16 protein-coding genes are annotated in these 12,714 nt (G+C 50.0%); all 16 read left to right on the top strand.

Annotated elements, in window-relative coordinates:
- The first annotated feature begins 1 nt into the window (after position 1).
- On the top strand, positions 2 to 325 hold the full coding sequence (locus ACO07T_RS02210; protein WP_422048080.1) for a nucleoside triphosphate pyrophosphohydrolase family protein: 324 nt from the start codon (positions 2 to 4) through the stop codon (positions 323 to 325).
- Entirely contained in the window at positions 322 to 612 is a 291-nt protein-coding gene (locus tag ACO07T_RS02205) for a hypothetical protein (RefSeq protein WP_422048078.1), read from the top strand. Before ACO07T_RS02210 ends, ACO07T_RS02205 begins: the two co-directional genes overlap by 4 nt.
- Entirely contained in the window at positions 612 to 1,481 is an 870-nt protein-coding gene (gene thyX / locus ACO07T_RS02200; RefSeq protein ID WP_422048077.1) for an FAD-dependent thymidylate synthase, read from the top strand. The genes ACO07T_RS02205 and thyX overlap by 1 nt, the downstream gene beginning before the upstream one ends.
- Entirely contained in the window at positions 1,478 to 1,639 is a 162-nt protein-coding gene (locus tag ACO07T_RS02195) for a hypothetical protein (protein WP_422048076.1), read from the top strand. Before thyX ends, ACO07T_RS02195 begins: the two co-directional genes overlap by 4 nt.
- Positions 1,639 to 1,920: a DNA ligase LigA-related protein gene (locus ACO07T_RS02190; protein WP_422048075.1), complete on the top strand. Its 282-nt coding sequence runs from the start codon at positions 1,639 to 1,641 to the stop codon at positions 1,918 to 1,920. Before ACO07T_RS02195 ends, ACO07T_RS02190 begins: the two co-directional genes overlap by 1 nt.
- 208 nt (positions 1,921 to 2,128) lie before the next feature.
- Positions 2,129 to 2,281, top strand: a complete 153-nt coding sequence (locus tag ACO07T_RS02185; protein ID WP_422048073.1) for a hypothetical protein — start codon at positions 2,129 to 2,131, stop codon at positions 2,279 to 2,281.
- 327 nt (positions 2,282 to 2,608) lie between these two features.
- Entirely contained in the window at positions 2,609 to 2,854 is a 246-nt protein-coding gene (locus ACO07T_RS02180) for a glutaredoxin family protein (protein WP_422048071.1), read from the top strand.
- Positions 2,855 to 2,857: 3 nt separating this feature from the next.
- The gene (locus tag ACO07T_RS02175) at positions 2,858 to 4,549 is read left to right on the top strand and encodes a hypothetical protein (protein WP_422048070.1); all 1,692 of its coding nucleotides are present in this window, start codon (positions 2,858 to 2,860) and stop codon (positions 4,547 to 4,549) included.
- 468 nt (positions 4,550 to 5,017) lie between these two features.
- Positions 5,018 to 6,634 (top strand): portal protein, encoded by a 1,617-nt coding sequence (locus tag ACO07T_RS02170; RefSeq protein WP_422048069.1) that lies wholly within the window; start codon positions 5,018 to 5,020, stop codon positions 6,632 to 6,634.
- Positions 6,627 to 7,433, top strand: coding sequence for a capsid assembly protein (locus tag ACO07T_RS02165; protein ID WP_422048068.1), 807 nt, complete (start codon positions 6,627 to 6,629; stop codon positions 7,431 to 7,433). The genes ACO07T_RS02170 and ACO07T_RS02165 overlap by 8 nt, the downstream gene beginning before the upstream one ends.
- A complete protein-coding gene (locus ACO07T_RS02160; RefSeq protein ID WP_422048067.1) occupies positions 7,433 to 7,903 on the top strand; it encodes a M15 family metallopeptidase in 471 nt (156 codons plus the stop codon). The genes ACO07T_RS02165 and ACO07T_RS02160 overlap by 1 nt, the downstream gene beginning before the upstream one ends.
- On the top strand, positions 7,852 to 8,256 hold the full coding sequence (locus tag ACO07T_RS02155) for a 3TM-type holin (protein ID WP_422048066.1): 405 nt from the start codon (positions 7,852 to 7,854) through the stop codon (positions 8,254 to 8,256). The genes ACO07T_RS02160 and ACO07T_RS02155 overlap by 52 nt, the downstream gene beginning before the upstream one ends.
- Positions 8,256 to 8,498 (top strand): HNH endonuclease, encoded by a 243-nt coding sequence (locus ACO07T_RS02150; protein WP_422048065.1) that lies wholly within the window; start codon positions 8,256 to 8,258, stop codon positions 8,496 to 8,498. The genes ACO07T_RS02155 and ACO07T_RS02150 overlap by 1 nt, the downstream gene beginning before the upstream one ends.
- 239 nt (positions 8,499 to 8,737) lie before the next feature.
- Positions 8,738 to 9,709 (top strand): phage capsid protein, encoded by a 972-nt coding sequence (locus tag ACO07T_RS02145; RefSeq protein ID WP_422048064.1) that lies wholly within the window; start codon positions 8,738 to 8,740, stop codon positions 9,707 to 9,709.
- A gap of 63 nt (positions 9,710 to 9,772) precedes the next feature.
- Positions 9,773 to 10,384 carry a hypothetical protein gene (locus ACO07T_RS02140; protein ID WP_422048063.1) on the top strand — a complete coding sequence of 204 codons (612 nt, stop codon included), beginning with the start codon at positions 9,773 to 9,775 and terminating at the stop codon, positions 10,382 to 10,384.
- Positions 10,384 to 12,714 (top strand): hypothetical protein, encoded by a 2,331-nt coding sequence (locus tag ACO07T_RS02135; protein ID WP_422048062.1) that lies wholly within the window; start codon positions 10,384 to 10,386, stop codon positions 12,712 to 12,714. The genes ACO07T_RS02140 and ACO07T_RS02135 overlap by 1 nt, the downstream gene beginning before the upstream one ends.

Below are 12,714 nucleotides of genomic sequence, written 5' to 3'. Positions count from 1 at the left end.
CATGATGTATTTCAATCAATACACCACACAGGCCAAGAAAACGGCTGTGTTCCCCAAACATACTGCCCTTGAATACCTGACACTCGGACTGGCGAGTGAAGCTGGCGAAGTCGCTGGTAAGGTCAAGAAACACCTTCGTGGCGACTACGGACGCGCTGAGATGCAAGAGAAAGTCAAATGTGAACTTGGGGGTGTCCTCTGGTACCTCGCGATGCTCGCTGACGAAGCCGGAACGACCCTTGAAGATTGCGCAGTGTACAACCTGAAGCAACTTATGGATCGTCAAGATCGTGGTGTCCTCAAAGGCGATGGTGACCACCGATGATCCAAAAGCAATTTGCTATTCTGAACAGACTGACAAAGAAGTTCGTTGAGAGCCGTCGAGGCCACTTCGCGTTCAACACCAAGTCCGCCGCAAGTAACGCCATCCGCTACGCTTATGCGAGTAAAGAGGACTGTGAAGTAGTCCCAGCCGTTCTAGTTTCCGCTGATGAATATGAGTCCATGCAAGAGGACGTCCGGTGGTTGGCGGCGCTAGATGCAGCTGGCGTGGACAATTGGTCAGGTTGTGATTTTGCCGCTGACATTCTTCGGGAATGGAACGACAACTGATGAAAGCAACCTACATCGACCACATGGGTACAGACCTAAGCGTCGTCAATGCAGCCCGTGTCTCCTTTGGTAAGACCTCAGAGATGGTTGCGGTGCATACTCACAGCGGGGAAGAAATCCCCTTGTCTGAGTTCACCTACGGCAACAACGAGGATGCTATCGTCCTCTCTGGTTACACCAAGCAGTTGTCCAAGGCTGACCAAGGTCTACTTGGGTTCCTCGCACGTGGATGCACAAGTGGGGACTGGGACAATCTACACTATCGTCTTACTGAGTGTATGGATTACAACGAAAACGATGGTCCTCACTTTGACGCTGTGGACGAGGTTGAAGACCTCCTGAACCACATCCGCAAGATGCCTCCTCACTGGACACCCTTCGCTCACACGGCGATCACTCTGCACCTCAAGATGCCTATCTTCGTCGCACGGCAGATCATGAAGCACACCGCTGGGTTTGTTTATAATGAGGTCAGTCGTCGGTACGTGGATGACAGTCCTGAGTTCTTTGTTCCAGACACCATGCGGCTTCGTGCAGACAACGTGAAGCAAGGTTCCAGCAACGAGGAGGTTACCCCTCCAATCGGGGAGCACTACGGTTTGAACATGTTCCATGAAATGGCTCACTACGGGACTCTGTGTTATGAGGGTCTACTGTCAACGGGTTGCTCCCCTGAGCAAGCTCGAATGGTACTCCCGCAATCCATGTACACTGAGGTCATCGCCACGGCGAACCTGTACGCATGGGCCAATCTGTTCATCCAAAGGACGGACAGTCACGCTCAGAAAGAGACCCAAGACCTAGCCAAGCAGATCGGTGAGATCATTGAGCAGTTGTTTCCGGTTAGCTGGAAGGAGCTGGTGAAGTGAAAGTACCTGACCTAGAGAGTGGTTACTCCCCATTTGTTTCAGGTCAGTGGAACGCCTTCGACAAGGTACTTTCTTGGATTAACACTCAAGAGAAGAAGATGATTTCCAAAGGCGACCTGTATGACGCCGTATTGGAGATGCGTCCTGAAAACCCTTAGTGACTTGGGGTTCCCCTGTTGAAATCGAGACGCGCAACCGCATTCGCCTAAGTGTGGCTGCGCACTCTTATGAGATGCACTCAAGGTCCTTCTTAAGTGACGCTGAGTATGACGCTCTGTCACGCGAGATTGACCTGAGCATCTCAACGACCAACCCAAAGTTGGACAATTTTTTCAGAGAGCATTTTCACCCAGACACAGGGATGTGGATACACAAGCATCCTGATCGTGCGGGATTAGAGAAGCTCTATCAGAAGTTTTACAAGGACAGATCAAAGTGAAAGATTACATCGGAAACACACTCTCTGTAGGTGATCATGTGGTTTACCAAGGTGGTACTCGAAACGGAGGCTACCTGAGTAAACAGGTGGTACTAGGGTTCACCCCTAAGATGGTCCGTGTGGGCTACGAGGGGGCCGCTGAGCGGGGGGTCAAAGGGACTGCGGTCTCTCCCTCCAAACTGGTCAAGTATGACCCTGAGAGTATCAAATGAAGTACGGCATCTGCTCAGGAACGTCATCCACCAAACTGGAACAAGATGTGAAGTTCTGGCTGGAAAGAGGTTGGAAACCTCAAGGTGGTGTCTGTATCTCCCTCTCAGGTGACTACCTGTTACAGGCGATCATCAAGGAAGACCGATGAGATACATCGTCCAATGTGACGACCCTTCAGATATGATCCTCGGAATGAACGCAATCAAAGCACTTATCCGAGACAAGTATTCTGTGTGTTACTATGAGTTCGACAACAATCAACTCTGGTTTGTACGCCAGACCAAAACAGGATATTCGGCACGTCTAATCAATTAGAAGGTGTCTGAATGACTAAAGTGATCTTAATCCTCGCTATTGGGTTCGGTGGTGGTGTCACCATGGAGCAAGTCCCAATGAACTCTATGGAGTCTTGCGAAGTCGCAGGTAAGCGCTTCGAAAAAGAGGTTAAGCACGGAAAGTACGTCTGCTTACTTAGATGAAATTTAAAATTTACGGGCATCATCAATGCCCTTGGTGTGACAAAGCCGTGGACCTCTTGAACGACAAGGGTCTGCGGTTTTCTTATTTGAACGTCCGCGCAAACTCAGGAGCTCGTGAAGATCTCATTCGAATGGGTTACCGGACTGTTCCCCAAGTTTTCCTTGAGCGTACTCAAGGCTTGGATCTCGAGCACATTGGAGGCTTCGAAGATCTCGAAAAATACCTGAAAGACAACCAATAATATATGGCGTTTAAGTCAAACATTAATCCTCAATTCCGATCCTCATTCGCAGAAAATATTTTCAATCAAAAATATAAGCACGAAGGTGCTGAAACGTGGGACGAACTCGCGATAACTCTGGTAGCTGATGTGTGTCGGAAGCCTCCTGAGGACTACGAACCGATGGACTTGGATGAGGCCGCAGAGCTCACTGAGTACATCCAGAAAATGTACTTCATTCCAGGCGGTCGATACCTCTACTACGCAGGACGTCCCAACAAGTTCTTCAACAACTGCTACATCCTGAAGTCTGAAGAGGACACCCGAGAAGACTGGGCGAACCTCTCATGGAAGGCTGAGAGCGCTCTGATGACTGGTGGGGGTATCGGTAACGATTACTCGGTGTACCGTCCTGCTGGGGCTCTCATTGAGCGTACAGGCGGTCGAGCGTCCGGTCCTATCCCGAAGATGAAGATGGTCAATGAGATTGGCCGGAACGTCATGCAAGGCGGCTCCCGTCGCTCTGCGATCTACGCAAGTCTCAACTGGAAGCATGGTGACATCTACGCCTTCTTGGTCTGTAAAGATTGGCACAACATGACTGTGGGTAGCACAGGGTTGACCATCTGGGACCTTAAGCAACAGGACTTCAACTATCCTGCTCCTCTCGACATGACCAACATCTCTGTCAACTACGACACAGAATGGTTGGAGACCTTCAAGGAAACAGGAGAAGTTGGCGATGTCTTCCTCAAGAATACCGAACAAGCACTCAAGACCGCGGAACCTGGCTTCTCATTCAACTTCTACGAAAACGAAGATGAAACAGGACGAAACGCCTGTACTGAAGTCACTTCTGCTGATGACTCTGACGTCTGCAACCTTGGGTCTCTTAACCTTGGTCGTATCCCTGATCTGGCAACTTTTGAGCGTGTAGTCGAGCTAGGAACCAAGTTCCTCATCTACGGTACACTCAAGGCCCAACTCCCCTATGACAAAGTGTACGAAACACGTGAGAAGAACCGCCGCCTTGGGCTTGGTCTTATGGGCGTACATGAGTGGCTCATTCAGCGTGGTTACAAGTACGAAGTGACCCCAGAGCTGCATGAGTGGCTTGAGGTCTACAAAGGAACCTCTGACGATGTGTCTGCCGCCACGGCTACCGAGCTATCCATATCCACCCCAGTTAAAAAGCGAGCGATTGCTCCGACAGGAAGCATCGGCATCCTTGCAGGAACTACGACAGGAATTGAGCCTCTATTCGCAGTTGCGTACAAGCGACGATACCTCAAAGGCGGAGAGACTTGGGTCTACGAGTACGTCATCGACAGCGCCGCTCAAGACCTCATTGAGTTCCATGGTGTCGATCCCGACAGTATCGAGAGCTCGCTTGACCTCGCGACGGACTTTGAGCGACGGATCAAATTCCAAGCAGACGTCCAAGACTACGTGGACATGGCTATCAGTTCGACCATCAATCTACCTGCTTGGGGCTCTGAGTTTAACAACGAGTCTACTGTACCTGAGTTCGCCTCAACTCTTGCAAAGTATGCTCACCGCTTGCGTGGTTTCACTTGCTACCCTGACGGTGCTCGTGGAGGCCAGCCCCTCACTTCGGTCCCGTATTCGGAAGCTATTAAACATGTAGGTGAGGTCTTCGTTGAGACACACGACATCTGCGAAATCAGCGGATCTGGTGGGTCTTGCGGCATCTAAAAGTGGGGGTCTTCGGACCCTCATTTGAAAAATCCTACTTAGGAGTAAAATGACAAACTCTAAAACCAAAGAACCCCAAGTAACTAAAGAACTACTTGAGTATCTCAAAGACAAATTTTCAATGGATTATTTTTTGAGAGTTTCCACTCAAGATGAACTTAAAGAATACCAGGGGAAACAACACGTAATCAATCATCTTGAACGATTACACAATAGACAGAATAACAAAGGAAATGTCCTTTAATGTGCAATGCACCTAAAGTTGAGACTCCTAAGCCAGCACCCCCAGCACCTCCGGTGTTGACTCAAGTTGCTCCTTCGGGTGCAGCCAAGGCGACAGAAAAATCAAACGCTAAACGATCTGGAACCAAACGATACCGCGCCAAACGTGGTCTTGGTGTCGGTGACAATGCCAGCATTGGTGGCGTTGGTGGGGTCAAATCCAATTTGGGTATCGGAAAGTAATACTTGAAAGACGCAGGTGAAGACCTGCAAGCGCTTAAAAAATCTGATGTACCCTCGAGGTACGAGCGCTTGTCTTCAGTGCGCTGGACGTACCTTGACCGAGCCCGAGATTGCTCGAAGCTTACCATCCCCGCGATTTTTCCGCCTGATGGACACACACCCGAAACTAAGTTCTACCGACCCTATCAATCAATTGGGGCGCGTGGAGTAAACAACCTAGCGAACAAACTTCTGTTGTCGCTACTTCCCCCAAATACAAGCTTCTTCAAGTTGTCTGCGGATGACGCCACGATTGCTGAGTTGTCTGATGAGACAGCCCGAGCTCGTGTAGAAGAGAAATTCAACGAAATTGAACGTGCTGTTCAAACTCGTGTTGAGACAATGGCTCTCCGAGCACCTTTGATCACTGCTCTTAAAGAACTGATCATTGGTGGTAATACTCTCGTCGTCTTCCCCAAGAATGGTGGTGTACGCATCATCGGTCTTGAGAACTATGTGGTACGCCGCAACAATGTCGGTGAAGTCCTCGAGGTGATCTATAAGGAAAGCGCTCGATACGAGGACCTCCCTGAAGATGTCCGGCGTATCTGTAAAGGTAACAACGATCTTCCTTCCAGCGACAATGACAATGGAAGAAAAGAGGTTGATATCTATACCGTTTACGAACTGACAGACGGGCAGTACAAGACATATCAAGTCGTCAAGAACTTCGTGATCCCTGACACTACTGGGGCCTACCCAAAAGCCAAAGCTCCCTTCATTGCCCTGAGATGGGCTCATGAAGACAACTCTGATTACGGACGGTCCTACGTCGAAGAGTACATTGGTGATCTTCAGTCTGCTGAAGGTCTCTCCAAGGCGATCCTAGAGTCCTCTGCGGCCGCTGCAAAAGTCGTCATCATGGTCCGGTCCACAGGGACCACCGAAGAAGACGATGTGGCAAACGCTGAGAACCTCGACGTTATCACAGGTGACGAAGCTGACGTCAGTATGCTTCAGCTGAATAAGCAAGCTGATATGCAAGTTGCCAATGGCGTCTTGAATGACATCCTTCAACGGCTGTCCTACGCCTTCCTCATGAATACCGCTGTTCAGCGCAACGCCGAGCGTGTGACCGCTGAAGAGATCCGAGAGATGATCAAGGAACTCGAGGATGCCTTGGGTGGCGCGTATGCGTTGTTCGCTCAGGAGCTTCAGTTGCCTCTGGTCAAGATCGTGATGAACGAACTGGTCAAGGAACAACGTATTCCTGATCTGGAAGGTCTCAAGAAGCAAGGTATCGAAGTTGAACCTCAAATCACCACAGGTGTTGAGGCGATTGGACGAGGTTACGATCTCGGGAAACTTCGGACTTTCATGGGCGAGTTTATCGCACCTCTCGGTGAGGTGGGGATGGCTGAGATCAATTACGGAGACTTCTTGAAACGCGCGGGTACTGCGCTGGGTATCGACATGGATGGTCTTGTCAAATCCGAAGAGCAGAAGACTCAAGAACGTGAAGCTACCGCTCAACAGCAACAGCAAGCTCTAATTCAACAAACCATGGCTGACGCAGCGAAACAGGCATCTGGACCTGTCGCCAAAGCCGTGACCGAACAAGGAACTCAAGCCAATGGCTGAACAATCACATACAATCAACACTGCTGGCGAAAACTCCGGCCCAACTCTGGAAGAGTCCGCAGCGGCTCTCCAAGCTGAAGGTCTAATGCCAGGTGGCGATACATCGAGTTCGGGGGCGGATGCTGAGGGGGGTGAGTCTACTGAGGCTCGCCCTTCTTGGCTTCCTGAGAAATTCAAAACCCCTGAAGACATGGCGAAAGCCTATGGTGAACTCGAGAAAAAGCAAAGCACACCCAATGAAACACCCGATGCTTCTCAAAGCGAACCGACCTCTACTGAAGGCGACCCTGACGGTGCCGAAGGAGACAAAGGTTTCCAGCTGGATGCGTTCTATGACGAATACGATGAGAACGGTTCACTCTCGGACAAGAGTTATGCTACTCTTGAAGCTGCTGGATTTGATCGAGCGACTGTCGATGGTTACATCCAAGGCCAAGAGGCAATCAACACCCTCTATGAGCACAACGTAAAGAACATCGTTGGTGGTGGTGATGCTTATGATGCTCTCATTGAGTGGGCTAAAGTCAACCTAGATGATGCTGGTATCAACGCTTACGACAGCGCGGTAAACTCAGGTGATCTTACGGTTGCCAAGAGTGCTGTTGAGGGTCTTCAAGCTCGCATGAAGCTTGCTCAAGGTAATCCTCCTGCTCGACAGCTGGACGGTAACACTTCAGCGGCGACTGACTCTTATAGCTCCCAAGCTCAAATCGAGGCGGATATGAACGATCCGCGTTATGAGACTGATCCTGCCTTCCGGCAGTCTGTCTACGATAAGATGGCCCGTTCTGAGTTTTAATGGGTTTTAAACTTGGTAGGCGCAGCCGCTCGAGACTTAAGGGTGTTCATCCTGATCTCGTAGCGGTCCTAGAGCTTGCTATTGCGCGTACTCCCTTGGACTTCACGGTCCTTGAGGGGGTACGATCCCTTGAGAGACAGAAAGAGTTGTTCGCGTCTGGTGCTTCTACCACGCTGAACAGCCGACATCTCACAGGACATGCAGTAGACATTGCTCCACTGGTCGGTGGAAAAGTTAGTTGGGCTTGGCCTCACTACTACCGACTTGAGACCGTCATTAAACAGGCAGCGGATGACCTAGGTGTTCCTATCACTTGGGGAGGCGACTGGAAGTCATTTAAAGACGGTCCTCATTGGGAACTTAAGTGGTCTTCGTACCCTAAAGACAGTCCCAAAGTTGAACGGAAGGAACCCAAAAAGTGGGCGTCCAAACTGCACTCATTCCTCTTGCAAAGCCGCTCTTCGACTTAATTGACGACCTCTTTACGAGTGATGATGAGCGCGAAGCTGCAAAACTCAAGCTACTTCAGGCTGACTTAAAGCCTCTGATGTCTCAGCTTGAGATCAACAAAACCGAAGCTGCATCAACCAACTGGTTTGTCGCTGGATGGCGTCCTTTCATTGGTTGGACATGTGGTTTCATCTTCTTCTATGCGTATGTTCTTCGAGACATTCTGATCGCCTTGGCTATTGCTGGCGGTATCGACGTATCGACCATTCCTGACCTGAATCTCTATGAGGTCATGCCCGTGATGCTGGGTATGTTGGGTCTTGGTGCCGCTCGTTCTTACGAGAAAGTGCAAGGCGCTGAGGCTAACCGATAATGGCTGAACGTAAGCGAGATTACAAAAAAGAGTATCGGGATTATCACGGTAAACCCGAACAGATCAAAAGACGGGCAGGGCGAAACAAAGCTCGATCCCTGATGATCAAGAAACACGGCAAGAAAAAACTTGCTGGAAAAGAAGTCGATCATAAGGACTTCAACCCGCGAAACAACTCTTCATCAAACCTCTCGATCAAGAGTCGGTCTGCTAACCGATCAAAGCAACCTAAGCGAAAATAGAAAGGACGGTGATCCTTATCTAGCGGTGCTACAGCGCTCAATCTGTAGCGGCCATTCCTATGAAAACTTGAATGAGCTGACGCCTCCTTAGGCGCTCTCCAAGTTCCCCCAACAGAACCAAAACTATTAACGCTGGCCCCCTCACGAGGGGATAACCTTCTGTGAACGCTAGGTTTCTCGACGGGAACGTTTTCCAGCCCTCGCGGCTGTTTTTCGTTTTCATAGAAAGAAATCATTTCATGGCACAAACTACTAATGTGACTGCGGGTATCCCTGCTGGTCCTCATATTTCCGACAATCTGGCACTCAAAGTTTTCTCTGGCGAAGTCCTCAAGACCTTCAACAAAGAAACCGTGATGAAGTCCCGAGTTCGGACCCGCACACTCACTTCTGGCACCACCGCGCAGTTCCCTGCAATCGGTAAAGCCGCCGCTGAGTACCACACCCCAGGCAACCTGATCCTTGGTCAGAACATCGCAAATGGTGAAGTCACCTTGCAGATTGACGACCTGCTCATCTCGAGCGTGTTCATGTCTAACTGGGAAGAGGCTGTAAATCACTTCGAGACCCGCTCTGAGTACACCTTCCAGATGGGCCAAGCGCTTGCTCAAGCGTATGACCAACAGCTGTTTGCTGCGGCCACTAAGGCTGCGAAAGACGGTACTTCTGGTGCTGTAGCCGGTATGGGTAGCGCGACTGTCGATAAGATCGGTGCAAACCCGACGACCGACACTGTTGTTGACGCGATCTACAACGCTGCTGAGTATTTCGACTCCACCAACATTCCTAAGAATGACCGTGTGTTCATTGTGACCCCTGAGGTCTACTGGGACATGGTACAGGATGGTCGCTTCCTGAACCGTGACTTCGGTAACGGCAACGGTAACCAAGCCTCTGGCCGTGGTCTGATGCAGGTAGCCGACTTCTCCATCGTGATGTCTAACAACCTCGCGCTGAACTTCGGTACGGACACCCTGTCCGGTGAGTTCAACGGTGCGGAACACACGAAGTACGATGTGGACGGTTCCAAATCCTTGGGTCTGGCCTTCCAGAAGCAAGCTCTGGGTACTGTGCAGCTGATGGACGTCTCCACCGAACAGAAGTGGATGATGGAACGTCAGGGTGATCTCGTGATCTCACGTATGTCTGTCGGTCACGGCGTTCTGCGTCCTGAGTGTCTGCGTCTGATCTCTGCGGAAGCTTCTTCCTAAGCCTTACTTCGGGCCTCCACCTTCGGGTGGGGGCTCATTTTTCTTTTAAGGACAACACCAACAATGGATTTAACCCCAGCTACCGAATTGGATGCAGTCAACGTCATCCTCATGGACATGGGCGAAGCACCGATCAACAGTCTGGAAGGTGATCTACCTTTGGACGCCTCTAAGGCTCGCCTTGTCCTCCACGAGATTTCTCGCGCTGTCCAAGAGAGAGGTTGGTTTTGGAACACCGAGACCAATACATATCCCAGAGACAGTGAAGGGAAAATTCCTCTCCCAACTAATGCCTTGGCGGTTTCTGACGACAACCGATCTCAGTCACGCCAGACGCAACTCTCAGTGCGCTCAGGTAAACTCTACCGGACTGAAAGAAACAACAACGGTAGCGTTTTCGACAGCGCTCAGGTTCTTGAAGTTACATTCTTCCTACCCTTTGAAGACTTACCGTCAGTAGCGCGTCGATACATCACGATCCGCGCCGCTCGAGTCCACCAAGCACGTGAACTGGGTGACGAAATTCTTCTTCAAAACGCTTCGACTGAAGAAACCATTGCGTACTCACAATTGCGTAGTGACTCCAATCGAAACGCCAAACGATCCCTCAAGCAGACCTTGAGTATGTCGCTGATCACGGATCGGTACAATCAACGCACAGGTGCTTTCACTTAATGCCAAGCGTATCTGGCACGATCCCCAACGTAATTGGGGGACTTTCCCAACAACCCCCTGCGGTTCGACTTGAGAACACTGCGGGTGAACTAAAGAATGCTATTGCTTCGGTGGTTTCCGGTCTACGTAAACGGCCTCCGATGCGGTTTATTGGAAACCTTTCTTCCGACCTATCAACTTCCTCATCTTTGTTCTTCTTCGAGCGTCCTAACAAGCCGCTGAAGATAGTCTCGGTGACTAGTAAGGGCGAAATTAAGGTCTCATCTGAGGATGGCTCTACGGAGACCGTTGTGAATCCCAAAAGCCCGTATCTGGGTTCGGGGATGGATGAAGATCTGCATTACTTCTCGTTTGGCGATACTCTCTTTGTCGCGAACCGAAAGGTTATCCCTTCGGTGGTCAAAGGGATAGAAAATCGAAAAGACCCTAATCGGTTTGCCACAGTAATCGTGACGCAAACTGCCTACGACACTGAGTTTGTCCTTACGTTGCATTTTGCGGACAATACGTCTGCTACTACATCCTATAGAACACACCACACCAATGTCGCTTCGACAGAAGGTATCGCTCAACGACTGGCGGAAGGTTACCAAGGTGATGGGTCGGTAAAACGGGTAGGCAATCTCCTGTTTTTCTCATGTACCAAGGATATCAACCGAGTGGTTGTTACTCCCAGTAACCTCATGCGTGGCTACACAGGAACCATCGACAAGTTCACCAACCTCCCTAAAGAGGACTTGGATAAACGGGTGGTGGAAGTCACTGGTGATCCTGAGAACACTGAAGGTGCCTACACGGTTGTATTCAATGCAGCCTCAGGTCTTTGGGAAGAAGACCTAGCGTTTGGTTATCAGTGGACCTTAGATCCCTCTACCATGCCTCACGTCCTCGTGGATAACGGTGATGGTACTTGGGAGTTCAAAGAACACACTTGGGTCGCTCCTACGGTAGGTAGTTCTGAGTCAAACCCTCACCCTACTTTCATCGGTAACCCCGTAGAGAAGATGTTGGTGGTGTCCAACCGTTTGGTGTTCTTAAGTGACGAAAACTTCATCGCTTCCGAGCAGGATGTTTTTGAAAACTTCTACCGCACGACCTGTACTACGCTGCTTCCCAGTGACCGGATCGACATCGCAGCTTTGAGCGTGAACGGAGCAACTTCCAAACTCTACCATGCCATAGACTTCGATGAAGAAATCTTGCTGTTCTCTAACAAGCAACAATTCAAGCTGTCTGTAGATGGAGGTCTTTCTCCTGAAACCATCTCTATGACCCCGACCACAAGTTACTGGTGCTCCTCTAGAGCCTCTCCAAGTAAACTCGGTAACAACGTCTTGTTTATTGACGATACCGATAATTCGTCTTGGGCAGATGTTCGTGAGTATTTGGTAGATACCATTGCTGGTGTCTCTAGTTCCGAAGTGGTGACCAAGCAGGTTCCAGAGTTTATCCCTACGGGAGTGACGCGAATAGTCTCTAACCCGACCTTGAGTATGTCCGTTGTGTTTACTCGAGGTGACCTGAGCCGCCTGTTCATCTATAGTTCCTATTGGAGTGATGGTCAGCGTATTCAGTCTGCTTGGACCTCTTGGGAGGATAAAAATACCAAGTTCGTGAACGGACACTTCGAAGGTAACCGCCTCCATCTTGTAGTGGAGCACAACGACCGCCTGATGTACGTTTTCATTGATCTCCAAGAGACAATCGAAGGTGACATCAATGGGCTAGAGATCCAACTTGATTACCGCGTTTCTCAAGAGGAACTGAGTCCACAATACATGGGCGGCAGTACGACGATTACACTTCCCTATAAGGTTCAGTCTGGGGAAGAATACGTAGTTGTTCTAACAGAAGATGGTGTTGACAAAGCAGGGACAGCGTACCCTTGTGCGGTATTCGCTGACAGTCCTATCGTGTTTGCGCAAGGTGTGGATCTGTCTTCTGAAAAATTCGTCGTCGGTAAAAAATACGCCTTCGTTTACGAGCTCTCGCCAATCTTCGTTAGAGATCAAGGAAGGGTTCCAATCCAAGATGGGCGTCTTCAGATCCGCTATCTATCTCTTTTGTTCCACCAGAGCTCTTACTTCCGAGTAGAGGTCACCCCGCCTGGGCGATCTACAGTCACTTCGGTATTCAGTGGGCGTACCTTAGGTCGCGTCACGAACATCATTGGTGATGTGGGGGTGAGTGATGGTGAGTTCCGTGTTGCATGTTCCTCTGAAGCTTCCCGAATGAAGGTCAAGGTCATCAACGACAGTCCCTTTAATTGCCGTTTCTCCTCTATTGAGTGGGAAGGTATTTGGCGACCAAAAACACGTAGAATAAGTTAA

Source organism: Shimia sp. (assembly GCF_965227725.1).
Lineage (GTDB): Bacteria > Pseudomonadota > Alphaproteobacteria > Rhodobacterales > Rhodobacteraceae > Shimia.
This window is presented reverse-complemented; position numbering and strand designations above follow the sequence as displayed.